Below are 26,365 nucleotides of genomic sequence, written 5' to 3'. Positions count from 1 at the left end.
AAGCGCCGGGCGCCGCCCGGCGCGGTGGGCTCATTCCGGCTGGGCTCGCAGGCTGGCGGCAGGACGGGTGGCCAGGCTGACCGCGACGAAGGTCGCCAGGCTGGCCAGCAGGCCGTAGACGATCGGCGAGTTGGCGAGCAGGCCGTCGCGGGCCATGCAGGCGATCACCGCCAGGCAACCGGCGACGATGCTGGCGATCGCTCCCTGCGGACTGGCCCGACGCCACAGCAGCGCGCCGACGATCGGCACCAGCAGGCCACCGACCAGCAGGTTGTAGGCGATGCTCAGGGCCGCGATGACGTCATTGACCAGGCACGCCAGGACCAGCATCGCCACGCCCATCAGCAGGGTGATGCAACGGCTCAGGCGGATGTCGCTGGTGGTACCGGGGCGCAGGAAGCGCGCGTAGATGTCTTCCTGCAGCACGGTGGCCGCCGCCAGCAGGCACCCACTGGCGGTGGACATGATCGCCGACAGCGCGGCCGCCACCACCAGGCCGCGCAGGCCCGGCGCCAGTACCTCGCGGGTGATCTCGGCGTAGGCGTTCTCCGGCACCGCCAGGTCCGGCAGGAGGACCCGCGCCGCCGCGCCGATCAGCGCGCAGGCGGCGCCGTAGAGCATGCAGTAGACGCCGGCGCCAAGCCCGGCGTAGCGCACCACCGTCTCGCTGCGCGCGGTGAACACCCGCTGCCAGATGTCCTGGCCGATCAGCGCGCCGAAGAAGTACAGGAGGAAGTAGGTGAGTATGGTATCCAGGCCGATGTGGCCGAGGTCGAAAAAGCCCGCCGGCAGCACCTCCTGCATGCGCGCCAGGCCACCGGCGCCGTCGATCGACAACGGCAGCAGGACCAGGAAGATACCGACGGTCTTGATCACGAACTGGATGATGTCGGTCAGCGTAAGGGACCACATGCCGCCGATCACCGAATAGACGATGACGATCCCGCCACCGCAGAGGATCGCCGGGATCCGCGGGATGCCGAATACCACCTCGGTGACCGAGCCGATGGCGATGGTCGCGGTGACCGCCACCATCAGGTCGTAGGCGACCATGACCACCCCGCCGATCAGGCGCGAGGAGGCCTGGTAGCGCTGCTCCAGCACCTGGGTCACGGTGAACACCCGCAGGCGCGCGATCTGCCGCGAGAACACCAGGCTGAGGACGATGATCCCCAGGCCGAGCATGAACACCAACCACAAGCCGGACAGGCCGAACTGGTAGCCGAGCTTGACCGTACCGATGGTCGACGCGCCGCCGAGCACCACCGCGGCCATGGTTCCCAGGTAGAGGCCGGGGCCGAGACGGCGTCCGGCGACGAGGAAATCGCTCTGGCTCTTCGCCTTGCGCATTCCGTACCAGCCCAGGCCCAGCATGGCCAGGGCGTAGACCAGCATGATCAGGTAATCCAGCAACATCGCCCGCGCTCCTTTTCTTGTTGTTCTGCGTGACGCCCGGCGTGGCGCCTGGGCACGCCGAAGATAGGCCGGGCGCCGCCCGGGCTGAATCCCGGATCGGGCAAGTCGACTTGCGGAGGAAGAGAAGTATCGGCGGGGCGTCGCATTGGCGACGCCGAAACGCAACGCGCCGGCAGGAGCCGGCGCGTTGCAGAGGCGGCTGACGCACCCGCGAGGGCGCGCCAGGCGTCAGGCGGGACGCAGCGAGTAAGTCTTCAGTTGCGCGGCGAACTCCTTCAGCGACTGGATACCGCTGGCTTCCGCCTCATGCACCCAGTCCTTGATCGCCGCCAGCATGTCGTGGCCGTTGGCGCTGGTCTTGGCCCAGATCTGCTGCAACGCCAGGCGCTTCTCGTAGATCACCTTCAGCGCCTGGCTGTGGGCGAGCATCGAGTCGATGCGCACGTGGTGGCGGTCCTGCAGCAGGCTGGTCTCGCGCGACAGCAGGCGCTTGGCGCGGCGGAACAGGTGGCGCACCGACTCGTCGGCCTTGGCCACTTCCTGTTTGACCAGCGGCGCGATCACCAGCTTGCGGTACTGCGCCATGATCTGGAAGCGGTTGTTGAGGATCGCCATGGCGGTATCCATATCCAGGCTGTGCTTGCCTTCGACCCGATGGGCGATCGGCGCAACCCGGGCGACCCTGGCCAGGCGCAGGAAACTGAACAGCTTGATCCAGGCCCAGCCCAGGTCGAATTCCCACTTCTTCACCGACAGCTTGGCCGAGTTCGGGTAGGTGTGGTGGTTGTTGTGCAGCTCTTCGCCACCGATGAGGATGCCCCAGGGCACCAGGTTGGTGGCGGCGTCGCGGCATTCGAAGTTGCGATAGCCGACCGCGTGGCCGAGGCCGTTGACCACGCCGGCGGCCCAGAACGGAATCCATACCATCTGCACGGCCCAGACGGTCAGGCCAAGGGCGCCGAACAGGGCCAGGTCGATGAGCGCCATCAGCACCACGCCGCCGATCGGGAAGCGCGAGTAGAGATTGCGCTCGATCCAGTCGTCCGGGCAGTTCTTGCCGTAGATGCGCAGGGTGTCCTGGTTCTTCGCCTCGGCCTTGTACAGCTCAGCGCCTGCGCGCAGGACGGTGAACAGGCCCTTGTGCACCGGGCTGTGCGGATCCTCGACGGTCTCGCACTTGGCATGGTGCTTACGGTGGATCGCGGTCCATTCGCGCGTGTTCATCCCTGTGGTCAACCACAACCAGAAACGGAAGAAGTGCTGCAACGCAGGGTGCAGGTCGAGTGCACGGTGGGCGGAATAGCGATGCAGGTAGACGGTCACGCTGACGATGGTGATATGCGTCAGCACCAGGGTAACTGCCACCAGTTGCCAGGGCGACAGGTCGAGAAAACCGTTGAACCACATAGGCGGTACTGAACCTCGGGGGGATTTGGGAGTGATGAGGGCCTTGTCTGACAAAACCTGGGGGCATTATCACCAAGCGGCTGGGGATTACCATCCGTTCTTTTAGATATGAACAGGGCCGGATGGCCATCATTTATACTGCCCGGCCAATAATTGCCCACTGAAAATCCCATGAGCCCCCGCCTGAGTGCCCTTCGCCTGAGCCTGGCTTATCTCGCAATCGCCATCGCCTGGGCGTTCCTGAGCGATCATTTGTTACAAAACCAGGTCCAGGACCACGACCAGCTGGTGTTCTGGATGACCGCCAAGCGGCTGTTCTTCTTCGCCGCCACCGGCCTGCTCCTGTACCTCTACCTGGTACGCCAGTTTCGCCGCAAGGCCCAGGCCTACGACGAACTGCACGGCAGCGAGCAGCGCCTGAACCGTGCCCTGGAAGCGGTGCGCGACGGACTCTGGGATTGGGACCTGGTGACCGACCGGATGTTCGTCTCGCCGGGCTACGCCGCGCTGATCGGCCTCGCCCCGGAGGAACTCGGCGACCCCATCGAGACCTGGAAGAAGCGCCTGCACCCGGAAGAGTACGCCACCGTGCTGGAGGCCCACCGCAACCACCTGCAGGGCCTGACCGACAATCTCGACCACATCTACCGCCTGCGCCACAAGGACGGCGACTACCGCTGGATCCACTCGCGCGGCCGGGTCCTCCGCGACGCCCTGGGCAAGCCGCTGCACTACACCGGCGTGGCCCGCGACATCACCCTGCAGCGGCTCAAGGAAGACCACCTGCGCCAGGCCGCGGCGGTGTTCGACAGCACCCGCGAGGGCGTTCTGGTCACCGATGCCCAGGCGGTGATCGTGCACGTCAACCCTTCCTTCGAGCGCATCACCGGCTACCGTTCCGAGGACGTGCTCGGCAAGACCCCGGCGATCCTCCGCTCCGGCCGCCAGGACCAGGCGTTCTACCAGCGCCTGTGGCTGGCCCTGCGCGAGCAGGACGTCTGGAGCGGAGAGATCTGGAACCGGCGCAAGAGCGGCGAGATCTACCCGCAGTGGCTGCACATCCGCGCGGTGCGCAACGACCAGGGCCAACTGACCCACTACGTCGGGGTGTTCTCCGACCTGAGCAGCATCAAGCGCTCGGAGAACGAGCTGGACTTCCTCGCCCACCACGACTCGCTGACCGGCCTGCCCAACCGCGTGCTGCTGCGCGAGCGCATCGAGCAGGCGCTGGAGAACGGCAAGGACCGGACGGTGGCCGGGGCCCTGCTGCTGATCGACCTCGACCACTTCAAGCACATCAACGACAGCCTCGGCCATACAACTGGCGACATGCTCCTCAAGGAGGTCAGCAAGCGCCTGCAACACCAGCTCGACGAGCGCTGCCTGCTGTCGCGACTGGGCGGCGACGAATTCGCCATCCTCGTCGAGAACGACGACCCGGAAGCCGTCGCGCGACTCTCACAGCGCATCCTCGACGGTTTCAACGCGCCGTTCGACATCCACTGCCAGCCGATCTATATCAGCGCCAGCCTCGGTGTCAGCCTCTACCCGGAAGACGCCAGCGACGTCGACCACCTGATGCAACACGCCGACGCCGCGCTGTTCCAGGCCAAGGACAGCGGGCGCAACGCCTACGCCTTCTACACCCGCGTGCTGACCGCCCGGGCCCGCGCCCATGTCCAGGTGGAGTCGGCCCTGCGCCATGCGCTGGAGCACGACGAACTGCGCGTCCACTACCAGCCGGTGCACGACCTGGCCAGCGGGCGGATCGTCGGCGTCGAGTCGCTGGTGCGCTGGCAGCATCCCGAGCGCGGCCTGGTGCCGCCAGGCGAGTTCGTCCCGGTGGCGGAGGAATGCGGGCTGATCGCCGCGCTGGACAACTGGGTGCTCAAGCGTGCCTGCCGGCAGATGCGCGAGTGGCAACAGCGCGGTGTCGAGCTGGAGTTCGTCGCGGTCAACGTCTCCAGCCGGCTGTTCAACCGCGGCGGCCTGGAAGAAAGGATCGCCAATGCCCTGGAAGAGTCCGGGCTGGAGCCCCGCTACCTGGAGCTGGAAGTCACCGAAAGCGCGGTGATGGAGGACTTCGAGCAGTCCCTCAACCTGCTCTGCCGCCTGCGCATCCTCGGCGTGAACCTGGCCATCGACGACTTCGGCACCGGCTATTCCTCGCTGATGCGCCTCAAGCGGCTGCCGGTACACAAGCTGAAGATCGACCAGGGCTTCGTCGCCGGCCTGCCCGGCGCGGTGGACGACGCCGCGATCGCCCGGGCGATCGTTGCCCTGGCGCAAAGCATGGGCCTGCGCGTGGTTGCCGAGGGCATCGAGCACCAGGACCAGGCGCTGTTCCTGCGCGAACATGGCTGCGACTTCGGCCAAGGCTACTGGTACGGACGGCCGCAACCGGCCGAAGCGCTGCGCTTCGACCTGCCGCCCGTGGCGCTGCCGGAAGACTGAGCCTGGCGGCGAAGCCGGGCCGCTTCGCCGTCTTATAACCACTTTACCTATAAAGATTCTTAAACAATATTTTTAAGAATATTGCCCACTGCTTACTATGCGCCTCACGCCGCCTCCACTTCGTCGAGCAACGCGGCACCTCGAGCCACAGGAGCAGAGACCCATGAGCGCAACCCTCAGAAGCCTGGATGGCCAGGACGAAGCCACCATCCTGCGTGAAATCCAGAGTGCCCTGCGCGGCCTGCGCTTCGGCGCCGTCGAGATTACCGTGCACAACGGCCAGGTGGTGCAGATCGAGCGCAAGGAAAAATTCCGTCTGCAGCAACCGGCCGTCAAGCAGGCCTGAAGCACACGACCCGACTGGACCACCGGAGGCGTCTCGCCATGAACATCCGTTCGATACCCCATCCGCACCGGTACTGCAGCTGTCGGCCGCGAATGCGCGCCTGACGCCCCGTGTTCCCGTCGTTCCGCCAACACCCCATTAGAACAATCGAAACAGCACACACCTAGGAGCTGCACATGTCCCTTCGTCGTTTCGCCCTGGCCGCACTCGCCAGCGCCCTGGTCTCCGGCCCGGTTGCCGCGGCCACGCAACTGCTGAACGTTTCCTACGACCCGACCCGCGAGCTGTACCAGGCCTACAACGCGGCCTTCATCAAGCACTGGAAGGCCCAGGGCGGCGAGGACCTGACCGTCCAGCAGTCCCACGGCGGCTCCGGCAAGCAGGCCCGCGCGGTGATCGACGGGCTCAAGGCCGACGTGGTGACCCTGGCCCTGGCTGGCGACATCGACGAACTGCACAAGCTCGGCAAGCTGCTGCCGGCCGACTGGCAGGCACGCCTGCCGGACAACAGCACCCCCTACACCTCGACCATCGTGTTCCTGGTGCGCAAGGGCAACCCCAAGGGCATCAAGGACTGGGGCGACCTGACCAAGGAAGGCGTGGAAGTCATCACGCCGAACCCGAAGACCTCCGGCGGCGCGCGCTGGAACTTCCTCGCCGCCTGGGCCTGGGCGAAGAAGCAGTACGGCAGCGACGAGAAGGCCAAGGACTACGTGCAGGCGCTGTACAAGCACGTACCGGTGCTCGACACCGGCGCCCGCGGCTCGACCATCACCTTCGTCAACAACCAGATCGGCGACGTGCTGCTGGCCTGGGAGAACGAGGCGTTCCTGGCGAAGAAGGAACAGGGCGGGGAAAACTTCGAGATCGTCGTACCCTCCATCTCCATCCTCGCCGAACCGCCGGTCGCGGTGGTCGACAAGGTGGTCGAGAAGAAAGGCACCCGCAAGGTCGCCGAGGCCTACCTGCAATACCTGTACAGCGAGGAAGGCCAGCGCATCGCCGCGCAGAACTTCTACCGGCCGCGCAACCAGAAGGTCGCCGCCGAGTTCGCCACGCAGTTCCCGAAACTGAACCTGGTCACCGTCGACTCCGATTTCGGCGGCTGGAAGACGGCCCAGCCGAAGTTCTTCAACGACGGTGGCATCTTCGACCAGATCTACCAGGCGCAATGATCGCGACGGCAGGCCCGTCGCCCGAACCACGGCCCCTCTCCCAGACCCTCTCCCGGATGGGCGAGGGGGCTGGCAGGCCCGGTACCGTACCGGGCCCACTGCCGGAAGGAACCGGCACCGGGAGAGCCACCAAGCGTTCCAACGCAGAGTAAGGACAGAACATGTCACGACGCATTTCCCCGGTCATACCCGGCTTCGGGCTGACCCTGGGATACACCCTGGTGTACCTCAGCCTGCTGGTCCTGATCCCGCTGGGGGCCATGTTCCTCAAGACCACCCAGCTCAGCTGGGAGCAATTCTGGGCCATCATCAGCGCGCCGCGGGTGCTCGCCGCGCTCAAGCTGAGCTTCGGCACCGCGCTCGCCGCCGCCGTGCTCAATGGCTTGATCGGTACGCTGCTGGCCTGGGTCCTGGTGCGCTACGAATTCCCCGGACGGAAGATCATCGACGCCATGATCGACCTGCCCTTCGCCCTGCCCACTGCCGTCGCCGGCATCGCCCTCACCGCGCTCTATGCGCCGGCCGGCCTGGTCGGCCAGTTCGCCAGCGACCTCGGCTTCAAGATCGCCTATACCCCCCTGGGGATCACCCTGGCGCTGACCTTCGTGACCCTGCCGTTCGTGGTCCGCACGGTGCAGCCGGTGCTCGCCGACATTCCCAAGGAAGTCGAGGAAGCCGCCGCCTGCCTCGGCGCCAGGCCGCTGCAGGTGTTCCGCCATATCCTCGTGCCAGCGCTGCTGCCGGCCTGGCTGACCGGTTTCGCCCTGGCCTTCGCCCGGGGCGTCGGCGAATACGGCTCGGTGATCTTCATCGCCGGCAACATGCCGATGAAGACCGAGATCCTGCCGCTGCTGATCATGGTCAAGCTGGACCAGTACGACTACACCGGCGCCACCGCCATCGGCGTGCTGATGCTGGTGGTGTCCTTCATCCTGCTGCTGCTGATCAACCTGCTGCAGCGCCGCATCGAAACCCCGTAAGGAGGGCGCCATGTCCAGTGCAAGCATTTCCGCTGCCACCGCCAGCGCCTCCCGCCGCGGCAACGCCGGCGGCCGCCTGGTCCTGATCGTCCTGGCCTGGCTGGTCTTCGCCCTGTTCCTCCTGCTGCCGCTCTACGTGGTCCTGAGCGAGGCGCTGAAGCAGGGTTTCGGCACCTTCTTCGAGGCGATCCTCGAACCCGACGCGCTGGCCGCGCTGAAGCTGACCCTGATCGCGGTGGCCATCTCGGTGCCGCTCAACCTGCTGTTCGGCGTCGCCGCCGCCTGGTGCGTGAGCAAGTTCGAGTTTCGCGGCAAGAGCATCCTGGTGACCCTGATCGACCTGCCGTTCTCGGTCTCGCCGGTGATCGCCGGCCTGATCTACGTGCTGTTGTTCGGCGCCCAGGGCTACTTCGGCGAATGGCTGAGCGACCACGACATCCAGATCGTCTTCGCGGTGCCCGGCATCGTCCTGGCGACCCTCTTCGTCACCGTGCCCTTCGTCGCCCGCGAACTGATCCCGCTGATGCAGGAGCAGGGCACCCAGGAGGAGGAGGCCGCCCGCCTGCTCGGCGCCAACGGCTGGCAGATGTTCTGGCACGTGACCCTGCCGAACATCAAGTGGGGCCTGATCTACGGCGTGGTGCTCTGCACCGCCCGGGCGATGGGCGAGTTCGGCGCGGTGTCGGTGGTTTCCGGGCACATCCGCGGTGTCACCAACACCCTGCCGCTGCACGTCGAGATCCTCTACAACGAATACAACCATGTCGCCGCCTTCAGCGTCGCCAGCCTGTTGCTGCTGATGGCGCTGGTCATCCTTCTGCTCAAGCAGTGGAGCGAATCCCGCATGTCCCGACTGAAAAGCAATGCTGACGAGGAATGAACCATGAGCATCGAAATCCGTAACGTCAGCAAGAACTTCAACGCCTTCAAGGCCCTGGACGACATCAACCTGGACATCCAGAGCGGCGAGCTGGTGGCCCTGCTCGGCCCCTCCGGGTGCGGCAAGACCACCTTGCTGCGGATCATCGCCGGGCTGGAAACCCCGGACGCCGGCAACATCGTGTTCCATGGCGAGGACGTCTCGCAGCACGACGTGCGCGACCGCAACGTCGGCTTCGTCTTCCAGCACTACGCGCTGTTCCGCCACATGACGGTGTTCGACAACGTCGCCTTCGGCCTGCGCATGAAGCCCAAGGGCGAGCGGCCGGGCGAGTCCGCGATCAAGGCCAAGGTCCACGAACTGCTCAACATGGTGCAGCTCGACTGGCTCGCCGACCGCTATCCCGAGCAGCTCTCCGGTGGCCAGCGGCAGCGTATCGCCCTGGCCCGCGCGCTGGCGGTGGAGCCGAAGATCCTGCTCCTCGACGAACCCTTCGGCGCCCTCGACGCCAAGGTGCGCAAGGAGCTGCGCCGCTGGCTGGCGCGCCTGCACGAGGAGATCAACCTGACCTCGGTGTTCGTCACCCACGACCAGGAAGAGGCGATGGAAGTGGCCGACCGTATCGTGGTGATGAACAAGGGCGTGATCGAGCAGATCGGCTCGCCCGGAGAGGTCTACGAGAACCCGGCCAGCGATTTCGTCTACCACTTCCTCGGCGACTCCAACCGCCTGCAACTGGGCAACGACCAGCACCTGCTGTTCCGCCCCCACGAAGTGTCGCTGTCGCGTTCCGCGGTGGCCGAGCACCGCGCCGCCGAGGTCCGCGACATCCGTCCGCTGGGGGCGATCACCCGGGTAACGCTGAAGGTCGACGGCCAGGACGAACTGATCGAAGCCGAAGTGGTGAAGGACCACGACAGCCTGGCCGGCCTGGCCCGCGGCGAGACCCTCTACTTCAAGCCGAAGGCCTTCCAGCCGGTGGCCAATCTCTGATCCCCGGCGGGTTCAGCCCGCCGTGCGCTCCGCCAGGCCGCGCAGTCCCGCGCGGCCCTTCGACGACACCTGCAACGCCCGCGAGCCGTCCTGCGGCCGCAACCAGCCCTGGCGCAGACAGGCCTCCAGCAACGCCGCCCCCAGCGCGCCGCCGAGGTGCGGCTTGCGTTCGCTCCAGTCGGGGCAGGCGCAGGCGAACTGCCGACGGCGGCGGCGGACCTCCGCCAGGTCGATCCCCAACCCGGCCAGCCCGGCCTCGCCGGTCGCGCTCAGGCGCAGCGTCCTGCCCTCCTGCTCGATCCAGCCGGCATCCAGCATCCGTGCGAACACACCGACCGCGAGTTCGCCGGCCAGGTGGTCGTAGCAGGTCCGCGCCTCGCGCAACGCCGACGGCGTGCCGTGGCTCGGCGGCAGGCTGCGCCGCTGCGGCTGCAGGGCCAGGGAGGCGCTGGCCAGCGCTTCCACCGCCTGTCCCACTTCGGGCCCGGCCAGGCGATAGAAGCGATTGCGCCCGCGCGCCTCCAGGCTCAGCACGCCGCCCTCGACCAGCCGTCCCAGGTGGCCGCTGGCGGAGGACGGCGAGACGCCCGCCAGCAGCGCCAGCTCGCTGGCCGGGCGGGCGCTGCCATCCATCAGTGCCCAGATCATCTGCGCGCGGCCGGGATCGGCGAGCAGCGCCGCCAGCGAACTGAAGCCGGGATTGAATTGCATGCTTCACCTCCGGATGAAACATTGCCTGTCGACGACGAGAGATACTGGCCGCCATCGCCCGTTCGCGCCAGCCCGAGACAAGGAAGAACCCGCATGTCCGTCGACCTCCACGCCCTGATCCCGCTGATCGCCCTCACCTTCCTTCTCGCCGGCTTCGTCAAGGGCGTGGTCGGCCTGGGCCTGCCGACGGTCTCGGTGGGCCTGCTCGGCCTGGCCATGCCGCCGATGCAGGCGGCGGCGCTGCTGATCGTACCGTCGATGGTGACCAACCTCTGGCAGCTCGCCTGCGGCCCGCGCTTCCTCGGCTTGATGAAGCGCCTGGCCGGCCTGCTGCTCGGGGTGGTCGTGGGCACCCTGCTGGTCGGCGCATGGCTCGGCGGCGACGCACCAAGGCAGGCCACCGGCGTGCTCGGCCTGGCCCTGGTGGCCTACGCGCTGCTCGGCCTGGCCGCGATCCCGCTGCACCTGCCGGCACGCCACGAGCCCTGGGCCGGTCCGCTGGTCGGGCTGGCGACCGGCGCGCTGACCGCGGTCACCGGGGTTTTCGTGATTCCCGCGGTGCCCTACCTGGGAGCCCTAGGATTGCAGCGCGACGAACTGGTCCAGGCCCTCGGCCTGTCGTTCAGCGCCTCGACCCTGGCCCTGGCGGTCACTCTCGGCGTGCATGGCGACCTGCTCGAACCGCAGATGCTCGGTGCCTCGCTGCTGACCCTGGTCCCGGCGCTGGGCGGGATGCTCCTCGGCCAGTGGCTGCGCCAGCGGATCAGCGCGGCGCTGTTCAGGCGCTGCTTCTTCGTCGGTCTCCTGCTGCTCGGCGCCGACCTCGCCTGGCGCGGTTTCCACTGACGCCAGGGACGCATTGCGCACCCGCCAGGGCGGGCCTGCGGCCTTCGCGGGACTTCCGACGAACGGCACAAGCCGCTATCATCCGCCGCCGCGCGACCCCCACCGGGCGCGCGGCACCGGGCGGAACACGCCCGTCCGGCACGGAACGCCACCTATCGCAAGGAGCACACGATGAAGATCCGTCTTTCCCTTTCCGCCCTGGCCCTCGCCTGCGCCACCCTGGCCGGCTGCCAGAACCTGCCCCAGGGGGACCTCATGCAGCACGGCATGATGGCGGTGAAGGCCGCCACCCTGAGCGACGCCGAGGTCCGCCAGGTCGCCGACCAGGCCTGCGCCGAGTCCGACCAGCAAAACCGCATCGCCCCGGCCAACAGCAAGTACGGCCAGCGCCTGGACAAGATCGCCAAGGCCCTGGGCGACCAGATCGACGGCGTGCCGGTGAACTACAAGGTCTACCTCACCGAGGAGGTCAACGCCTGGGCCATGGCCAACGGCTGCATCCGCGTCTACAGCGGGCTGATGGAGCTGATGAGCGACAACGAGATCGAAGGCGTGCTCGGCCACGAGATGGGCCACGTCGCCCTCGGCCACACCCGCAAGGCCGCCCAGACCGCCTACGCGGCCGCCGCGGTGCGCGGCGCCGCCGGCGCCTCGAAGAGCGGCGCGCTGGCCGCCCTGTCCGGCTCCCAGCTGGGCGAACTCACCGAATCGCTGATCAACGCGCAGTTCTCCCAGTCCCAGGAATCCGACGCCGACGATTTCTCCTACGAGCTACTGAAGAAGCGCGGAGTGAACACCCAGGGCCTGGTCACCGCCTTCGAGAAGCTGGCCAAGCTGGGCGGCGGCGACAGCAGCATGTTCGATTCGCACCCGGGCTCCCAGGCCCGCGCCGATCACATCCGCCAGCGCATCGCCGCGGATCGCAAGTAACGCTCCCGCCCCGGTCTCCCGCGCTCGCGGGAGACCGCCTCACGCCGCCCGCTTGTGCTCGCGAATGCAGGTCGGGCCGGCGCGCTCCTCGACCTCGCGCTGCACGTCGCCGCGCAGCCCCAGCAGAAAGGCCAGTTCCGCCAGCACGAAGAGCGGACCGACGATCAACCCGCTGAGATCGTCGACGAAGGCCGGCTTGCGCCCTTCGTAGTAATGACCGACGAACTGGATGATCCAGCCGACCACGAACAGGCCAACGCCCCAGCCCAGCCAGGCCGCGGTAGTCCCCGCCGCCAATTGCGCAGCGCCCCACACCGTCAGCGCCAGCAGCGCCGTCATGGCCGCGCCGAAGCGCAGGTCCAGGCGCAGGTAGAACAGCGCCGCGGCGAGCGCCAGCAGCAGCGCCGGAGACAGGCCGAACCCCAGCGCCGGCCGCGCCAGCAACACGGCGATGGAGAGGACGATCATCGGAATGCCGATGAAATGGCTGAAGATGTTGCGCCGGTCGCGGTGGTAGGCGGCGTATTGCGCAAGGTGATCGACTAGGGTTTTCATTGTTGTGGTCTCACGCCAGGGTTCTCGCATCATCGCGCCGCCCCGGTTTTCCACTCTGTCAGCTAGACGACAAACATGAACGAGCGTACCGACTACCGTTCGCAACTCCAGGCCGGCCGCTGGTTCCAGGGTTTGCCGGAGGCCTTGCAGACGCACCTGCTGGCACTCGCCCAACCGCGCCATTTGCCGCCGGGCCAGCGCCTGTTCGCCCGCGGCGACGCGCCCTGCGGACTGTACTGCGTGGTCGAGGGCGCGATCCGTATCAGCGCGGTCAGCGAGAACGGCAAGGAGGCGCTGCTGATCCTGGTGGAAGCACCGCACTGGTTCGGCGAGATCGCCCTGTTCGACGGCCAGGCGCGCACCCACGACGCCTACGCCGAAGGCCACACCCAGCTACTCCAGGTACCGCAGGCGGCGCTGCTCGAACTGCTTCACCGCGAGCCGCATTACTGGCGCGACATGGCCCTGCTGATGAGCCACAAACTGCGCCTGGCATTCATCGCCCTGGAAGAGATGGCCCTGCTGCCGGCCGCGCAACGCCTGGCGCGGCGCCTGCTGATGCTCGCCGAGGGCTACGACAACAGCCGCAGCCGGCAGGTCCTGCACCTGCCGCAGGAACAGCTGGCATTGATGCTGTCGCTGTCGCGGCAGACCACCAACCAGATCCTCAAGGACCTCGAAGCCCAGGGCATCCTCCAGCTCAGCTACGGCGGCATCGAGATCCTCGACCTCGCCGGCCTGCGCGCGGCCACCCACGGCTGAGCGCGAATCACACTTTCGAACGCTTGCAGGCGCGCCATGGCCGGCTACCGTGTGCAGGGCACCTGCCCTCGGTGCGGATATCCATAACGACAACAACAGGATCTCCCCATGCTCCGTCCCGCGCTTCCCGCTGTCCTCTGTCTTTGCTGCCTGTTGCTGGCGCTGCCGACGCGCGCCGCCCTCGACGACCAGCAACGCGCCCTGCAACAACTGCAGGTCCAGGCCTGTCGCGCGGTGGGCAGCCTGTTGCTGCTGCGCGGCGAGGGCTTCCAGGAACAGCACGCGGCGCAACTGGAGAAGGATCTCGCCAGCCTCGACCGCGCGCTCGCCGCCGCCCCCGAGGGGGTGCTCCTGCGGCAAGGCGAAAGGACGCTGGTGGCGCGCATCCGTGAAGGCGCGGCCTACGGCCCCCGCGAGGAGGACCTGCCCTGGCGCTACCCGCAGCAACTGAGTCGCGCCCTGCGTGACTTCCTCAACCTGGTGGAACGCCAGGTGCCGCCGCCCCCGCCAGGCCAACCCCTGCCACTCTGGCAGTTGCCGGTGCGGGTCGAGTACCTGTCCCTGCAATACCTGGCGCGCGCCTACCTGGGCGGGTTGGAGATTGCCCGCGAACAGCCCCGGGACTATCTCGGCCAGGACGAGAGCGTGCTGGTCCCGCTGATCGACCGGCGCATCGCCCTGCTGGTGGAGCAAAGCGCCAACCCGGCGGGACTGAAGAAACTGGAAAACCGCTGGGAGTACCTGAGCCAGGCCCTGCGCGACCTGAACAGCAAGAGCAGCGCGCTGGTCAGCGCTTCCGGCAGGCCCTGGGCGCCGATCATCGTCGACCGCCACGCGCGGGCCCTGAGCGAAAGCCTGATGCGCTTGAGCGCGGAGTGAGGCCACGCGCCGCACGGGGCGGATAACCTCGCCACTCGCCACGCTGCGCCAGCGTCCGCCCCGACTCCCTGGCCAGCGCATTTTTTCGAATCCGCCCTGCGGATTTTGATTTGCCGCCATGCCCTGGCGCAGGCGCAATGGTGCTCCCGAAAGGAGATCGCCATGCCCACTGCCAACCCACCCTGCCGCACCCTCTGGCTGATGGCCGCCATCGTCCTGGTCGGCCTCAACCTGCGGCCCTCCATGGCCGCCGTCGGCCCACTGCTGAACGCCATGCGCGGCGAGATCGCGCTCAGCTTCGGCGACGTCTCGCTGCTGACCGCCCTGCCGGTGCTGACCCTCGGCCTCGGCATGTTCTTCGGCCTGGGCATCGCCCGCCGCGTCGGCGAGTGGCGTTCGGTGGCCCTCGCCCTGCTGCTGATCGGCGCCGCCAGCGCCCTGCGCCTGGGCAGCCGAGGCCTGCCCGACCTGCTCGGCAGCGCCATGCTCGCCGGTCTCGGCATCGCCCTGATCCAGGCGCTGATGCCGGCCCTGATCAAGGCCCGTTTCGGCGCGCGCACGCCGCTCTGCATGGGGCTCTACGTCACCGCCATCATGGCTGGCGCGGCGCTGTCCGCCAGCGCCGCGCCGACCCTGGCGGAGCACGCCGGCTGGCGGCTCGGCCTCGGTGCCTGGGCGGCGCTCGCCGCGCTCGCGCTGCTGGCCTGGTGGCTGCAACCCGGCACCCGCCTGCGCCTGCCCGACGCGCAGCCCGGCAGGAGCCTCCTGCGCTATCCGCGGACCTGGCTGCTGGTCCTGTTCTTCGGCCTCGGCACCGCCTGCTACACCTGCGTGCTGGCCTGGCTCGCGCCCTATTACCTGGAACAGGGCTGGAGCGCCCAGGAATCCGGCCTGCTGCTCGGTTTCCTGACGGCCGTGGAGGTACTCTCCGGGTTGCTCGCACCGGCCCTGGCCAGCCGCTCGCGGGATCGCCGCCCGGTGCTGGTCGGGCTAACCGCGCTGATGCTGGCCGGCTTCCTCGGCCTCGCCTGGACGCCGGCCAGCCTGCCGCTGCTCTGGGCGCTGTGCCTCGGACTGGGCATCGGCGGGCTGTTCCCCATGGGCTTGATCGTCTGCCTCGACCACTTCGACGCGCCGCAACGCGCCGGTCAACTGGCTGCCCTGGTACAAGGCGCCGGCTACCTGATCGCCGGGGTCTCGCCATGGGTCGCCGGGCTGCTGCGCGACAGCCTCGGCAGCTTCACCGGCGCCTGGCTCGGGCTGGCCGCGGTGGCGGCGCTGCTGCTGGGGCTGGGCCTGCGCTTCGACCCACGGCGCTATGCGGCACTGTTCGCCGAGCGGCAGGCGCGAGGCGTCGGCGCCGAAAGCTTGCGCTGAGGAAGGGGACGGGTTCTGATGGCGCTCCCGACGCCGTCAGGACGCCCCGATGCTGATCGCCAACGGCCTGCGCAAGGTCGACATGCAGGACCTGCTGGTCTTCCTCCAGGTCCACCAACGACAGAACCTCGTCGAGGTCGCCGAACACCTGAGCCTCAGCCCGTCGACGGTCAGCTACTGCCTGAAGAAGCTGCGCCAGGCCTTCGACGACGAGCTGTTCATCGCCACCCGCGGCGGCATGCAGCCGACCCACAAGAGTCGCGCCATGCTGCCCCATGTGGAGGAAATGCTCGCCCGCATCAACGCCTGTCACGCCGCCCAGGGCAGCTTCGACCCGCGTGGCGAGCCGCGTACCTTTACCCTCTGCGCGCCGGAATACGTCGAGCTGCTGATCCTTCCGGCACTCCTGCGACGGCTCGCCGCCAACGGCCCGAGGATCGGCCTGGACATCCGCCGCCTGGGTCCCGAACTGCCCACCGAAGCATTGCTCGACGGCCAGGTCGACCTGGTCTTCGACTTCGGTCCCGAATACCACCGACCGGCACCGGAGCTACAGGCGCTCGCCCTGTTCAGCGACGAACTGCTCTGCGTGCAGGATCGTGCCCAGCCGCGCCACGAGCGCCTGGAACTGGACGAGTTCTGCCGGCGCCGCTTCGTCTTCCCGACCCCGCTCGACGCCAGCAACGCCAACCTGGTGGACACGTGGCTGCGACGCCAGGGCCGCAGCCGCGAAGTCGCCGCGCGCGCCAACAGCTACGTCGCCGCCCTGCAACTGCTGTCGGGCAGCGACTTCGTGCTGATGCTGCCGCGACGTATCCACGCGCTGCTCGACGATGGCCGCCATCGCGCCTGCCTCGCACCGTCAGGGCTGCCGCCGTTCGCCCTGCACCTGTCATGGAGCCGCGCCGCCGACCAGGACCCGGCGAACCTCTGGCTGCGCGAACAGGTGCTGATCGTCTGCGCCGAGCTGGGTTTGCTCTAGCCTGCGTCATCCTGCACTTCGAGGCTCGCCGCCAGGGAGCGCCAGAGCACTTCGGCGAATACCTGCTGGATGCCGCCGGCCAGGTAGTCGAACATCTGCTGCGCTTCCCGCCACTGGCTGCACACCAGCCAGAGATCCGGCTCGAGGGCGTCCCTGCGCACCTGGTACTCCAGGCAACCCGGCGCCTCCAGCCCCGGTTCGACCAGTTGTTGCAGGCGCAGGCCAAGCCGTTCCGACTGACCGTTGCGCGCGCGAATACGGATGACCTGGCTGGCGCTCATGACGGACGCTCCTCCGGACGAACGAGCGACGCCTCAGTGGGCGCCGCGCTCCAGTGGCTTGAGGATCGGGTCGCCCTCCTTGAGCAACTCCCAGACCAGCAACTTGGCCGGCTTCATCGGATCGGGATTGCGTGCCAGCAGGTGCGGCACGTTCGCCGGCTCGTACCAGCTCTGGCCCACCGTGTAGGTTTCCACCGGGCCGCCTTCCAGTTGCGTCTGCACGGTGCCTTCGAGCACGTAGACGAACACCGAGCCGGGATGCACATGGGGCGCGGAGACCTGGCCGGGCTTGAACGACACCGTCAGCATCAACCCACGATGGCCGGGAATCTCGGCCAGGGCCTGGTCGCGCAGGGTTTCCACCTTCTCCGCAGCATGGGCGCTGGCCAGCGTCGGCAGCGCGGCGAGCAGCAGGCAGGCGATCGATCGATTGGCCTTCATCGCCGCCCACCTCACTCCGGTTGCATGCCCATGCCGACGCCGAAGCGGTTCCAGGCGTTGATGGCCGAGACCGCCAGGGTCAGTTCGGCGATCTCCTTGTCGTCGAAGTGCTCGCGCAGTTCGTCGAGCAGGCCGTGCGGCAACGGACCCTGACTGAGGCGGGCGAGTTGCTCGGTCCAGGCCAGGGCGGCGCGCTCGCGCGGGGTGAAGTAGGGGGTTTCCTGCCAGACGCAGAGCGCTTGCAGACGCTGCTCGGTCTCGCCGGCCTTGCGCGCGTCGTTGGCATGCATGTTCACGCAGTAGGCGCAACCGTTGATCTGCGAAGTGCGCAGGTAGACCAGTTCGATCAACGGGCGCTCCAGGCCGGCCTTGGCCAGGGCCTTTTCCAGGCCGAGCATGGCGGCATAGGCGTCGGGGGAGGCTTTGGCCCATTCGAGGCGGGTGGTCATGGCGAATCTCCTTGGCTGATTGGCAGCCGCGAGAGTGGAAAGCGGCGCGGCATGGGGTAACACTAAGCCTGCCTTTGGCTTCCACGAAGAGCCAATTACCAGAAATACCAGGTAGCCAATTTCGCCATGGAACTGCAACTGATCCTCGACGGCCGCCACGACCTGGTCGGCCAGCTCTATCGCCAGCTGCGCGACGCGATCCTCCACGGTCGCCTGGCCACCGGCGATCGCCTGCCAGCCACGCGCTACCTTGCCGAACGCCTGGAAGTGTCGCGCAAGACCGTCAGCGAAGCCTACGAGCGCCTCACCAGCGAGGGCTTCCTCGAAGGCCGGGTCGGCAGCGGCACCTTCGTCGCCCGCGGGCCCGCCGGGGAAGCGCCTCCGCAGCGCGCCGACGGTCCGCTGCGGCCGGCCGCGCGCTGGGCACGCATCGAACCGCAGTCCGGTCTGATGGACCAGCGAGCACCGCTCCGCTACAGCTTCGCCGGCGGCACGACCGACAAGCGCCGCTTTCCCTTCGATACCTGGCGTACCTGCGTGCTCCAGGCGCTACGCCTGCAACAGCGCTCGCCGGCGTTCTACAAGGAAACCGAAGGCGACCCCGAACTGCGCCTGGCGATCTCCCGCTACCTGGCGATCAACCGCGCCGTGCAGTGCGACTGGAACGCCCTGATGGTCACCCAGGGCGCCCAGCAGGGACTCGACCTGCTGGCCCGGGTGATGCTCGACCCCGGCGACCTGGCGGTGGTCGAGGAACCCGGTTATCCGCCGGCCCGCGCCAGCCTGCTGGCCACCGGCGCCGAGGTGCGCGGAGTGCCGGTGGACGCCGAGGGGCTACGCGTCGACCTGCTGCCGGACAACGCCAAGCTGGTCTACGTCACCCCGTCGCACCAGTTCCCGCTGGGCATGCCGATGAGCCTGGAGCGGCGCCTGCAGTTGCTGGACTGGGCGCAGCGCCACCGGGCGCTGATCATCGAGGACGACTACGACAGCGAGTACCGCTTCGACGGGCGATCGCTGGAGTCGCTGCGCAGCCTCGACCGGAGCGGCCAGGTGGCCTACCTCGGGACCTTTTCCAAGACCCTCTTCCCCGAGCTGCGCCTCGGCTACCTGCTGCCGCCGGCGAGCCTGCGCGAAGCGGTGCTGGCGGCGCGCAAGCTGGTCGACCGGCACAGCGAGACCTTGCAGCAACGCGCCCTCGCGCTGTTCATCCAGCGCGGAGACTTCGCCCGCCATACGCGCCGCCTGCAACGCGAATACGCCCAGCGTCGCGGACGCCTGCTGGAACGCCTGCACGGCGACCTGAGCCCCTGGCTCGAAGCGCTGCCGGCGGTGGCCGGGATCCACCTCGCGGCGCGCTGTCGCGAACCGCTGGATGTGCTGCGCATCGCCCGTCATTTGCGCCAGCAAGGCCTGGAGGTCGGCACCCTGCCGCCCTTCTACGCGGAAACCCCGGCACAGGCCGGCTTCCTCTTCGGCTTCGGCTGCATCGAACGGGACGACATCGACCCGGCGCTGGACCTGTTGCGCGCCGAGCTGCGGCGCTAGGCGCGCTTCCGCCCATCCACGGCCGGCAACTCGGCGGCGCGCAGGTAGGTGCCGATCTCCCCGGCCAGAGGCTCGATTGCAACCGCGCCCCATGCCCAGCGGCGCATGACGCGCCGCGTTATCCGCCCTACGGGAGGCGCCGCCCCTTGCAAAGGCCCGGCGAGGGCGGCTCAGGGCTGCAGCAGTTTCGCCAGTCGTTCGCCGTCCAGCCCGAGCATGCGGGCAGCCTTGCTCTCGGCCAGTTGCTCCGCGTCGTCCTCGGGCAGGCTGGCGGCCTGGGTCGCCAGGCTGAGGATCAGCTCTTCGCGGGAAAGCACGCCACCGAACTGGTACGCCGCAGCGATCAGCCGGCGCAGCTCCAGCGGCAGCCGCCAACGCGCCCGCAGGGCCGAGCCGAAGCTGGCGCCGAAACGCCCCAGCAGCTCGTCGAGCCGCGCCTCGTCCAGCGCGCCGCCGCCATCGCACCAATCCTGCAATGTCCGCAGCAGCGCCAGGTCGCCCAGGCGATGCAGCAGCCCTGCGGTATAGCAGCGCTCGACGTCCGCGCCGAGGGCGTCGGCCAGTTCCCAAGCGATGTCCGCGCAACGTTGCGAAAGATCCCAGAAGTGCATGGCGCGCTCGGCCAGCAGCGGCTCGCCGAGCTGGATGGCCCGCTGCAGGCTGAAACCGAGCACCAGGTTCAGGCTGTGCCCGAGTCCCAGCCGCCGCAGGGCCTGGCCCAGGGTCTGGCAGGCCGGACCGACGTGCCGGGCGGCGCTGTTGGCGGCGGCGATCAGGCCAGCGGTGATCTGCGGATCGCGGCCGAACTCATCCTCCAGCACGCGCAGCGGATGCTCCTCGGCGCTCAGGCAACGATCGCTGGCGGCACGCACGTCGGCCAGCAACGGCGCCCCCTCCGCGGAGTCGCGCGCGCGTTCGAGGAAAGCCTCCAGGTTCTCGCCCGCGTCCCGCTCCGGCAGCGGACAGGCGACCACTTCGTCGCCCTTCAGCAACAACCCTCGCAGGCGTTGCATCAGGTTCTCGGCCTGGAACGGCTTCACCAGGTAGGCGGTCGGCGCCAGTGCCACGGCGGCGCGCACGCTGGCCTGGTCGGCGCGGTCGCTGATCAGGATGAACGGCTGCTCGGCGACCGAGCGGCGCAGGCGCGCTTCGCGCAGCAGCTCGAAGCCATCCACTTGCGGCAGGTTCAGCTCGGCCAGGATCAACGCGAAGCGCCGGCGCCGGCAATGTTCCAGCGCTTCCCCGCCATCGCCGCAGAGGACCAGCCGCGCATCGCAACGCACGCCGAGGACCAGTTGGCCAAGCAGGTCGCGACTCCAGGGGTCCGGATCGGCAATCAGGATGACGGGGGCCTTTTTCGCGGCACTCATGGCTTTCCTCTTCGAACCTGGCGAACCGAGCAGGCCGCACCAGGCATGACAGGCGGGTACGACACAGCCCGCGGGCACACAAGGGTATGACGGGCGAACACGGTGCGCCTCTAGGACCTGTCCTAATCGCCTCGAACGGTACGACCGGAGGAATGCGGGAGGATTCGTATGCGCCAGGCGCCCAAGGGTAACAGGGGAAAACCGTTCGTCGGGCGTTTCGCGGAAAACCCTGGCAGAAAAAAGAGGCTTCCGTTTCCGTGAAGCCTCTGAAAGAAAGGCCCGCGCGGACGCGCGGGCCTCGGGGGGTATCGCTTTGCCGGTGAAGCTTAAGCGAGTTCGTCGAAGCACTCGGCCAGGATGGCCAGGCCCTTCTCCAGTTGCGCGTCGGGGATGGTGACGGGCATGAGGAAGCGGATGACGTTGTAGTAGGTGCCGCAGGAGAGCAGGATCAGGCCCTTCTCGCGCGCACGGACGACGATCTTGCTGACCAGCTCGGCGGCCGGCTTGTGGGTATCGCCGCCCTCGAACAGCTCGATGGCCACCATCGAACCCAGGCCACGAACGTCGCCGATCACCTTGTGCTTGGCCTGGATCTCGCGCAGGCCGGCCTTGAGGCGCTCGCCGAGGGCTTGCGAACGTTCCAGCAGCTTCTCTTCCTCGAACACCTTCAGCACGGCCAGGGCCGCGGCGCAGGCGATCGGGCTGCCGGCATAGGTGCCGCCCAGGCCGCCGGGCGCGATGGCGTCCATGATCTCGGCCTTGCCGGCCACGCCGGAGATCGGGAAGCCGCCGCCGACCGACTTGGCGAAGGTGGTCAGGTCAGGAACGATGCCCAGTTGCTCGGTAGCGAAGAAGGTGCCGGTACGGCCGGCGCCGGTCTGCACTTCGTCGGCGATCAGCAGGATGCCGTGCTGGTCGCACAGGGCGCGCAGGCGCTGCATGAAGGACTTGGAGTTGACGTAGAAGCCACCCTCGCCCTGCACCGGCTCGATGATGATCGCGGCGATGTCCTGGGGCTGGGCATCGTTCTTGAAGATGCGCTCGATGCTGGCGATGGAGTCGTCCTCGCTCACGCCGTGCAGTTCGCAGGGCGCCAGGGCGCGGAAGATGCCGCCCGGCATCAGGCCCATGCCGGCGGAGTACGGGACCACCTTGCCGGTCAGGCCCAGGGTCATCATGGTGCGGCCGTGGTAGGCGCCGGTGAAGGCGATCACGCCAGCGCGGCCGGTGGCGGCGCGGGCGATCTTGACGGCGTTCTCCACGGCTTCGGAGCCGGAGGTGACCAGCAGGGTCTTCTTCGGGAAGTCGCCCGGCACGCGCTTGGCGATTTCCTCGGCCAGCTCGATGTAGGGTTCGTAGGCCAGCACCTGGAAGCAGGTGTGGGACAGCTTGCCCAGTTGCTCCTGGACCGCGGCGATCACCTTCGGATGCAGGTGGCCGGTGTTCAGCACGGCGATGCCGCCGGCGAAGTCGATGTACTCGCGGCCTTCCACGTCCCAGACGGTGGAGTTCTCGGCGCGCTCGGCGACGACCGGGTGGATCTGGCCCACGCCGCGGGGTACCGCGGCCTGGCGACGCTTCAGCAGGGATTCGTTGGTCTTGCTCATGGCTTCCTCAGTGGCCGCTCATCGGGTCGGCCGGGTCAAAGGATGAAGGCGGGAAGGAAGCTCCCCAAGGCAGCATGCGATGATCGACTGCCTCGGGACTTGCAGGCCCGCCAGGGCTCGGAGCCGCTTCGCGATCGGCGACCGCGACTCCCGGTTCGTCCGGTGCCACCACCGGCAACGTCGACACCGGACGGCGCAGCTCTTGCCTGCCGTCCGGCCCCTCCGGATGCGTTTCTCGCCGGACTCAGATACCGCCCAGGCAGAGGTACTTGATCTCGAGGTAGTCCTCGATCCCGTACTTGGAGCCTTCGCGGCCCAGGCCCGAGGCCTTGATGCCGCCGAACGGCGCCACTTCGTTGGAGATCAGGCCGGTGTTGATGCCGACCATGCCGTACTCCAGTTGCTCGGCGACGCGGAACACGCGGGCCAGGTCGCGGGCGTAGAAGTAGGACGCCAGGCCGAACTCGGTATCGTTGGACATGGCGATGACCTCGGCCTCGTCCTTGAAGCGGAACACCGGCGCCAGCGGGCCGAAGGTCTCGTCCTTGGACACCAGGGCGTTCTTCGGCACGTCGACCAGGATGGTCGGCTCGAAGAAGGTGCCGCCGAGGGCGTGCGGCTTGCCGCCGGAAACCAACTTGGCGCCCTTGGAGACCGCGTCGGCGATGTGTTCCTCGACCTTGGTCACGGCCTTGGCGTCGATCAGCGGACCGGTGGTCACGCCGGCTTCCAGGCCGTTGCCGATGTTCAGCTTGGCCACGGCGGCCTTCAGCTTGTCGACGAAGGCGTCGTACACGCCGTCCTGCACGTACAGGCGGTTGGCGCAGACGCAGGTCTGGCCGTTGTTGCGGTACTTGGAAATCAGCGCGCCCTCGACGGCGGCGTCCAGGTCGGCGTCGTCGAACACGATGAACGGCGCGTTGCCGCCCAGCTCCAGGGACACCTTCTTGATGTCCTGGGCGCACTCGGCCATCAGTTGGCGGCCGATTTCGGTGGAACCGGTGAAGGTCAGCTTGCGCACGATCGGGTTGCTGGTCAGCTCGCCGCCGACTTCGCCGGCGCTGCCGGTGACCACGCTGAACACGCCCTTCGGAATGCCGGCGCGCTCTGCCAGCTCGGCCAGGGCCAGGGCGGAATACGGGGTCTGCGAAGCAGGCTTGAGCACCATGGTGCAGCCGGCGGCCAGGGCCGGGCCCGCCTTGCGGGTGATCATCGCCGAGGGGAAGTTCCACGGCGTGATGGCCGCGGTCACGCCGATCGGCTGCTTGATCACGATGATGCGCTTGTCCGGCTGGTGGCCGGGAATGGTGTCGCCATAGATGCGCTTGGCTTCTTCGCCGAACCATTCGAGGAAGGAGGCGGCGTAGGCGATCTCGCCCTTGGCCTCGGCCAGCGGCTTGCCCTGCTCGATGGTCATCAGGCGGGCCAGGTCGTCCTGGTTCTCGATCATCAGGTCGAACCAGCGGCGCAGCTTGTTGGCGCGCTCCTTGGCGGTCAGCGCGCGCCAGGCCGGCAGGGCCTTGTCGGCAGCCTCGATGGCGCGGCGGGTCTCGGCGGCGCCCATCTTCGGCACGCTGCCGATGATCTCGCCGGTGGCCGGGTTGTTCACCTTGATGGTCTGCCCGTTGTCGGCATCCACCCAGGCGCCATCGACGTAGGCTTGTTGACGGAACAGCTTGGCATCTTTGAGTTGCATGACCTGTCTCCTTCGAGGAATGCCGTGAGCAGCGGGTCTACCTCGACTACCCCGCGTGCCTGGTTGTCTGGTTCGGTTGTAACCGGAAAGTGTTGCCTGCTGGTTATTCGAAAGGGCCAGCGCCCCGGTGTTCCATTTCCTGCGCCCTGTGCCAGCGGCGTCGCCGTTACCGGCCGGCCACCGTGCGCAACGGGCGGACGCGGACGAACGCGACCGCCGACAGGCGTCGGGGAGGATACGAAAGACTCGTGCGGGAAAGGGATTGCGGACGAAACGCCACGCCGGCACCACGGCGGCCCGGCAGCGCGAAAGGCCGGACGAGCGACGGGCAGGTCAGAAAGAGGTCATTCCAGGGGCACGCGGCCGGCTGAACTGATGCCAATTCCCCGGTCTCCTGTTGTTGTGGCTTTGGGGGCGTTTGAAATCTCAAACGAATCCTAGGGCCACCACTGACAAAGGGCAATACCCCGTTCGATAAAATCAACGAAAGTCGGAAAATTCTGCTGCTTTTCTGAGCACATCCTCGACGGACGGTCGTTTTCGTTCGAAATCACGAACGTACGCACATGGAATGGACTCCCGCCGACGAGATGCGTATGATTGCGGCCTGCCGCGCGAGCCGCGGCGCTGCATCCGTAGCTCAGCTGGATAGAGTACTGCCCTCCGAAGGCAGGGGTCGTGGGTTCGAATCCCGCCGGATGCGCCATACAAATCAAGCACTTACCAAAAGTCATTAGCCACAAGCCACCTCTCATGGGTGCATGGTGGGTGCAGTAAGCCTAAAGGAAAGCCCCGTCCTGAATCGCTCAGGCGGGGCTTTTTTATGCCGGCCAGCTCAAATGTCTGTCGTCAGTTCCAGCAGGGCAACCGGGTGGCCTGCGTCGCTCCCGGTAAGTTCGATCCCCTGGCGATTGGTCAGGCAAGGTGGGATTTTCCTCACTTCCCCCATTGGTGGTTGTGAGATAGCGCCGCGTTAGCCCATGGCTCAGTTCGGAGCCATCGCTGGTCGCGCCAAGGGGCGCACTTGAAATGCGCCCCTTCCCGGTAACGCGATCAACGTTAGTCCACCGTTAGCCAACGTTGCTCCAACGTTAATGCCCGAGGCCGTAACTCAGCGGGGTCGCCGTCTCCACAAAATTGCGGCCACGGTCGCGCGATCATCTCCTGAAAAATCAGGGCATGTTCACTACGAATATTTTGTAGTGGCGGCTTCAGCCGGTGGCTGGAGTGAGAGTTTTACGAGACTCTCGTAATACCCCGAATCTGGGGGATTTTGTGCGTCCGAAATTCGGACGCACAAAACACCGACTGACGACGAATTTCGTCCGCAGTCAAAAGGACGTTTTGCGTACTTTTGAAGCCGGGTTTTCAAATGCGGGATATTCCCGTATTTGCGCTTGAACGCAGCGAGCCTTTGCCTGCAATGCAGGAGATCCAAAACCGGCGATTTGCCGGTTTTGAGGTCGGACTATCCGACTTCAAGCCGGCCACCCGCATTTGAACGGCGGTTCGCCCCCATTGGGGGAATACCGGCTGAGGGAGAGGTCACGCATACGGTGGAAAGGTGAGCTTGTACCGGCTGGGCTTGGTGAACGTTTGGACAATCAGACTACGCGTGCTGAAGCGTTGTTTGGATAGGGGCAGAGGCAGAAAATACTCCAACCATTCAGCCTCACAATCCAAAAGCCATTGTGCAACTTTTTGGTGGATAAAGCTGTGGATAGAACGCTAGGGAACAAATACCCAAAGGGCTCCGAGAGAGTGCGCAACTTTTTGCAAGCGGTGCGCAAAAAGTTGCGCAATTTTCAGTGTTCTTCCCATGAGAATCGCCAGCGAGTTTTTGGCTTCCCCCAATAACGCCTTGATGGAAAAGAGTTTCAAGACTAGTGGCACGGTTCTTGTCTAGCACCGATGTCCCCGGCATATCGCCTGGGCACTTTCAACGACAAGGAACGTATCCATGGCAACCCCCGCCTATCTGTCCATCACCGGCACCAAGCAGGGCCTGATCACCGCCGGCGCCTTCACCGAGGACTCGGTCGGCAACACCTACCAGGAAGGCCACGAGGACCAGGTGATGGTCCAGGGCTTCAACCACGAAGTGATCATCCCGCGTGACCCGCAGTCCGGCCAGCCGACCGGCCAGCGCGTGCACAAGCCAGTGGTCATCACCAAGGTCTTCGACAAGGCCTCGCCGCTGCTGCTGGCCGCCCTGACCTCCGGCGAGCGCCTGACCAAGGTCGAGATCCAGTGGTACCGCACCTCCGCCGCCGGCACCCA

The 26,365-nt window shown here is 67.2% G+C and carries 24 protein-coding genes and 1 tRNA gene; 15 read left to right on the top strand and 10 right to left on the bottom strand.

Annotated elements, in window-relative coordinates:
- Window positions 1–30: 30 nt before the first annotated feature.
- Window positions 31–1,416 carry a sodium:solute symporter family protein gene (locus AC4OR5_RS11175; protein ID WP_003104497.1) on the bottom strand — a complete coding sequence of 462 codons (1,386 nt, stop codon included), beginning with the start codon at window positions 1,414–1,416 and terminating at the stop codon, window positions 31–33.
- 228 nt (window positions 1,417–1,644) lie between these two features.
- Window positions 1,645–2,823, bottom strand: coding sequence for a delta-9 fatty acid desaturase DesA (desA, locus tag AC4OR5_RS11170; RefSeq protein WP_003104496.1), 1,179 nt, complete (start codon window positions 2,821–2,823; stop codon window positions 1,645–1,647).
- Between the two features lie 171 nt (window positions 2,824–2,994).
- Between desA and AC4OR5_RS11165 the strand changes: the two genes are divergently transcribed.
- The 6 genes from AC4OR5_RS11165 (at window position 2,995) to AC4OR5_RS11140 (ending at window position 9,651) form a co-directional block, all read left to right on the top strand.
- Window positions 2,995–5,277: a putative bifunctional diguanylate cyclase/phosphodiesterase gene (locus tag AC4OR5_RS11165; RefSeq protein ID WP_003084250.1), complete on the top strand. Its 2,283-nt coding sequence runs from the start codon at window positions 2,995–2,997 to the stop codon at window positions 5,275–5,277.
- Between the two features lie 163 nt (window positions 5,278–5,440).
- Window positions 5,441–5,623: a sulfur starvation response protein OscA gene (gene oscA, locus AC4OR5_RS11160; RefSeq protein WP_003084246.1), complete on the top strand. Its 183-nt coding sequence runs from the start codon at window positions 5,441–5,443 to the stop codon at window positions 5,621–5,623.
- A gap of 176 nt (window positions 5,624–5,799) precedes the next feature.
- Window positions 5,800–6,798 (top strand): sulfate ABC transporter substrate-binding protein, encoded by a 999-nt coding sequence (locus AC4OR5_RS11155; protein ID WP_003084243.1) that lies wholly within the window; start codon window positions 5,800–5,802, stop codon window positions 6,796–6,798.
- A gap of 161 nt (window positions 6,799–6,959) precedes the next feature.
- Window positions 6,960–7,778, top strand: coding sequence for a sulfate ABC transporter permease subunit CysT (gene cysT / locus AC4OR5_RS11150; RefSeq protein WP_003084241.1), 819 nt, complete (start codon window positions 6,960–6,962; stop codon window positions 7,776–7,778).
- Window positions 7,779–7,788: 10 nt separating this feature from the next.
- A complete protein-coding gene (gene cysW, locus AC4OR5_RS11145) occupies window positions 7,789–8,658 on the top strand; it encodes a sulfate ABC transporter permease subunit CysW (RefSeq protein ID WP_023126877.1) in 870 nt (289 codons plus the stop codon).
- A gap of 3 nt (window positions 8,659–8,661) precedes the next feature.
- Window positions 8,662–9,651 carry a sulfate/molybdate ABC transporter ATP-binding protein gene (locus AC4OR5_RS11140; protein WP_003084237.1) on the top strand — a complete coding sequence of 330 codons (990 nt, stop codon included), beginning with the start codon at window positions 8,662–8,664 and terminating at the stop codon, window positions 9,649–9,651.
- A gap of 12 nt (window positions 9,652–9,663) precedes the next feature.
- Here AC4OR5_RS11140 and AC4OR5_RS11135 read toward each other — a convergent pair whose 3' ends face one another.
- On the bottom strand, window positions 9,664–10,362 hold the full coding sequence (locus AC4OR5_RS11135; protein ID WP_003112933.1) for an ArsR/SmtB family transcription factor: 699 nt from the start codon (window positions 10,360–10,362) through the stop codon (window positions 9,664–9,666).
- 93 nt (window positions 10,363–10,455) lie between these two features.
- Here AC4OR5_RS11135 and AC4OR5_RS11130 point away from each other — a divergent pair, with 93 nt between their 5' ends.
- A complete protein-coding gene (locus AC4OR5_RS11130) occupies window positions 10,456–11,208 on the top strand; it encodes a sulfite exporter TauE/SafE family protein (RefSeq protein ID WP_015502190.1) in 753 nt (250 codons plus the stop codon).
- A 171-nt stretch (window positions 11,209–11,379) separates the two neighbouring features.
- Window positions 11,380–12,138: a metalloprotease LoiP gene (gene loiP / locus AC4OR5_RS11125; protein WP_009315016.1), complete on the top strand. Its 759-nt coding sequence runs from the start codon at window positions 11,380–11,382 to the stop codon at window positions 12,136–12,138.
- A 39-nt stretch (window positions 12,139–12,177) separates the two neighbouring features.
- Here the strand turns inward: loiP and AC4OR5_RS11120 are convergent, their stop codons facing one another.
- The gene (locus tag AC4OR5_RS11120; protein WP_003084225.1) at window positions 12,178–12,693 is read right to left on the bottom strand and encodes an Mpo1 family 2-hydroxy fatty acid dioxygenase; all 516 of its coding nucleotides are present in this window, start codon (window positions 12,691–12,693) and stop codon (window positions 12,178–12,180) included.
- A gap of 75 nt (window positions 12,694–12,768) precedes the next feature.
- Here AC4OR5_RS11120 and AC4OR5_RS11115 point away from each other — a divergent pair, with 75 nt between their 5' ends.
- The 4 genes from AC4OR5_RS11115 (at window position 12,769) to AC4OR5_RS11100 (ending at window position 16,693) form a co-directional block, all read left to right on the top strand.
- On the top strand, window positions 12,769–13,455 hold the full coding sequence (locus tag AC4OR5_RS11115) for a Crp/Fnr family transcriptional regulator (RefSeq protein ID WP_058160842.1): 687 nt from the start codon (window positions 12,769–12,771) through the stop codon (window positions 13,453–13,455).
- 108 nt (window positions 13,456–13,563) lie between these two features.
- Window positions 13,564–14,334: a hypothetical protein gene (locus tag AC4OR5_RS11110; RefSeq protein WP_058160840.1), complete on the top strand. Its 771-nt coding sequence runs from the start codon at window positions 13,564–13,566 to the stop codon at window positions 14,332–14,334.
- A 162-nt stretch (window positions 14,335–14,496) separates the two neighbouring features.
- A complete protein-coding gene (locus AC4OR5_RS11105) occupies window positions 14,497–15,711 on the top strand; it encodes a cyanate transporter (RefSeq protein ID WP_058160839.1) in 1,215 nt (404 codons plus the stop codon).
- A 49-nt stretch (window positions 15,712–15,760) separates the two neighbouring features.
- Window positions 15,761–16,693: a LysR family transcriptional regulator gene (locus AC4OR5_RS11100; protein ID WP_003128492.1), complete on the top strand. Its 933-nt coding sequence runs from the start codon at window positions 15,761–15,763 to the stop codon at window positions 16,691–16,693.
- Here the strand turns inward: AC4OR5_RS11100 and AC4OR5_RS11095 are convergent.
- The 3 genes from AC4OR5_RS11095 to AC4OR5_RS11085 are packed head-to-tail and all read right to left on the bottom strand — an operon-like array spanning window position 16,690 to window position 17,864.
- Window positions 16,690–16,974: an antibiotic biosynthesis monooxygenase family protein gene (locus AC4OR5_RS11095; RefSeq protein ID WP_003106257.1), complete on the bottom strand. Its 285-nt coding sequence runs from the start codon at window positions 16,972–16,974 to the stop codon at window positions 16,690–16,692. The genes AC4OR5_RS11100 and AC4OR5_RS11095 overlap by 4 nt on opposite strands.
- A 33-nt stretch (window positions 16,975–17,007) precedes the next feature.
- Window positions 17,008–17,415: a cupin domain-containing protein gene (locus AC4OR5_RS11090; protein WP_003084212.1), complete on the bottom strand. Its 408-nt coding sequence runs from the start codon at window positions 17,413–17,415 to the stop codon at window positions 17,008–17,010.
- Between the two features lie 11 nt (window positions 17,416–17,426).
- Window positions 17,427–17,864 (bottom strand): carboxymuconolactone decarboxylase family protein, encoded by a 438-nt coding sequence (locus tag AC4OR5_RS11085; protein ID WP_003084211.1) that lies wholly within the window; start codon window positions 17,862–17,864, stop codon window positions 17,427–17,429.
- A gap of 126 nt (window positions 17,865–17,990) precedes the next feature.
- Here AC4OR5_RS11085 and pdxR point away from each other — a divergent pair, with 126 nt between their 5' ends.
- On the top strand, window positions 17,991–19,412 hold the full coding sequence (gene pdxR, locus AC4OR5_RS11080) for a MocR-like pyridoxine biosynthesis transcription factor PdxR (RefSeq protein WP_058160837.1): 1,422 nt from the start codon (window positions 17,991–17,993) through the stop codon (window positions 19,410–19,412).
- 170 nt (window positions 19,413–19,582) lie between these two features.
- On the opposite strand, the gene AC4OR5_RS11075 is transcribed toward pdxR, so the two are convergent.
- From AC4OR5_RS11075 to gabD, 3 genes are all read right to left on the bottom strand, one after another.
- Window positions 19,583–20,782, bottom strand: a complete 1,200-nt coding sequence (locus tag AC4OR5_RS11075; protein WP_015502186.1) for an HDOD domain-containing protein — start codon at window positions 20,780–20,782, stop codon at window positions 19,583–19,585.
- A 326-nt stretch (window positions 20,783–21,108) separates the two neighbouring features.
- A complete protein-coding gene (gabT, locus tag AC4OR5_RS11070; RefSeq protein WP_003084201.1) occupies window positions 21,109–22,389 on the bottom strand; it encodes a 4-aminobutyrate--2-oxoglutarate transaminase in 1,281 nt (426 codons plus the stop codon).
- Window positions 22,390–22,633: 244 nt separating this feature from the next.
- A complete protein-coding gene (gene gabD / locus AC4OR5_RS11065) occupies window positions 22,634–24,085 on the bottom strand; it encodes an NADP-dependent succinate-semialdehyde dehydrogenase (protein ID WP_058160836.1) in 1,452 nt (483 codons plus the stop codon).
- Window positions 24,086–24,714: 629 nt separating this feature from the next.
- On the opposite strand from gabD, the gene AC4OR5_RS11060 reads away from it, so the two are divergent.
- Together AC4OR5_RS11060 and AC4OR5_RS11055 are read left to right on the top strand one after the other, a co-directional pair.
- Window positions 24,715–24,791: transfer RNA gene (locus tag AC4OR5_RS11060), tRNA-Arg, on the top strand.
- Window positions 24,792–26,045: 1,254 nt separating this feature from the next.
- Window positions 26,046–26,365, top strand: a 320-nt coding sequence (locus tag AC4OR5_RS11055) for an Hcp family type VI secretion system effector (protein ID WP_491952829.1), incomplete at its 3' end; no start/stop codon positions are given.

It is taken from the genome of Pseudomonas sp. YA1 (assembly GCF_058680555.1).
This window is presented reverse-complemented; position numbering and strand designations above follow the sequence as displayed.